The following is a 1606-nucleotide window of genomic DNA, read 5'->3' as shown; positions in this document are numbered from 1 at the left end:
GAATTGCCGGTTGGAATGAGCAAGGAAGATGTAGAGAAAGAAGTCTTGGCATCCGCAGATAGCGTAAAATGGCTGGAAGGAAAATCGCCTAAGAAAGTTATCGTTGTTCCGAACCGAATTGTGAACGTAGTCGTTTAGAAGAATCAGAGCTTGGTACAGATGTTGCATAATATCAGAAAACATATAAAATATATGATGATGAGAGCGATTTCGACGTTTGTAACATTGGTAATTATCTTAGGTAGTATATCTACAGCGCAAGGCTATCGCAATGTCTACGATAATCAATTTGCACAAGGAGAGAAACTTATTTATCGGGTCCATTATGGCATTGTAGAAGCTGGTGAAGTTGTTTTAGAAGTAAAGAAAGAACAGAACAAACTTCAGAATCGAGATGTTTTTCACATGGTGGGTTTGGGCTACTCTACCGGAATGTTTAATTGGTTTTATAAAATTCAAGATCGTTATGAAACTTATATAGATAAAGAGGCCATTATACCCCTTAAATTTATTAGACGTGTAAATGAGGGCGGTTTTAAAATCACAAGAGATATCGAGTTTGATCAGTTAGCACATACTGCTGTAGATCGTAAAGGAACGCATGAAGTACCGAGCAATGTGCAAGATTTACTTTCCGCATTTTATTATGCAAGGTGCTTAGATTTCGAAAATGCCGAAGTTGGTGATATCTTTCCTATTAATACATTTTTAGATCATGAGGTGTTTGGTATGAATATAAAATACCTTGGAAAAGAAGTTATGAAAAACGGGTTAGGTACATTCAATTGCCTTAAGCTTAGGCCAATGTTACAAGAAGGGCGAGTGTTTAAGGAAGAAGAGGACATGACAATATGGGTGACTGCCGATAAAAACCATATACCTATTCGATTGCAAACAGATATTTTTATTGGCTCCATCCGAATGGATTTGAAAAAGTATTTTGGAGTAGCAAATTCTTTGGCTAGAGTTAATAAATAACCTTTCCAACAATCAGATTGTGAATATCTCCTAGGAAAGTCAGAAACGTCGTCCTCTTTAATCTATAATATTGCACAATCTCACCATGTGCAACGTTGACTATAGAGTAGAATATTTTGAAGAAGTTCTGGAGTAGAATAATTGTCACTTGTTTATTTGGTATCGTAATAGGGTCTATCTTGTTAGCTTCCAAAGAAGAAGATAACGACGTTGAATCTTTGGCTACAGAAATAATCGATGAGATTGATTCTGTATTTACAATTGCTGAAGACGCTCCTGAAGTACCTCCTGTTTTTCGATACGGAATAAATAATGAAGATTATAAAATCAAGGAAGGCAAAATAGGGAAGAACGAGAACCTGTCTATTATTCTTAGAAGGTATGGGGTATCTCATCTTAATATAGATCGAATCGCTCGTAAATCTACTGACGTATTTAACCTTAGAAGGATTAAGCAAGGGAAAAAGTACAGTGTTTTTTATACAGAAGATTCCGTTAAACAAGCACAACTTGTAGTGTATCAGGATAACGCAATTGATTTCTATGTTTTCGATTTGCGTGATACGATGAGTGTTTACAAAGGAGCGAAAGAGGTTACTCTCGAAAGAAAAACAGCCGCTGGAATTAT

At 36.1% G+C, this 1606-nt stretch carries 2 protein-coding genes; both read left to right on the top strand.

Translation table 11 applies throughout. From position 1 onward, the window contains the following. Positions 1 to 159 precede the first annotated feature (159 nt). Positions 160 to 978 carry a DUF3108 domain-containing protein gene (locus HRT72_07985; protein ID NQY67647.1) on the top strand — a complete coding sequence of 273 codons (819 nt, stop codon included), beginning with the start codon at positions 160 to 162 and terminating at the stop codon, positions 976 to 978. Positions 979 to 1094: 116 nt separating this feature from the next. Beyond that, a partial coding sequence (locus HRT72_07980) for a hypothetical protein (protein ID NQY67646.1) occupies positions 1095 to 1606 on the top strand: 512 nt, incomplete at its 3' end.

This window comes from Flavobacteriales bacterium (assembly GCA_013214975.1).
Classification (GTDB): domain Bacteria; phylum Bacteroidota; class Bacteroidia; order DT-38; family DT-38; genus DT-38.
Note: the sequence above shows the minus strand (reverse complement) of the source record. Positions and strands in the feature narration are given on the sequence as shown.

Bases quoted from the DNA above. Each gene is read 5' to 3' on its own strand.
- HRT72_07985 (NQY67647.1), top strand. From the start codon at position 160: ATGTTGCATAATATCAGAAAACATATAAAATATATGATGATGAGAGCG.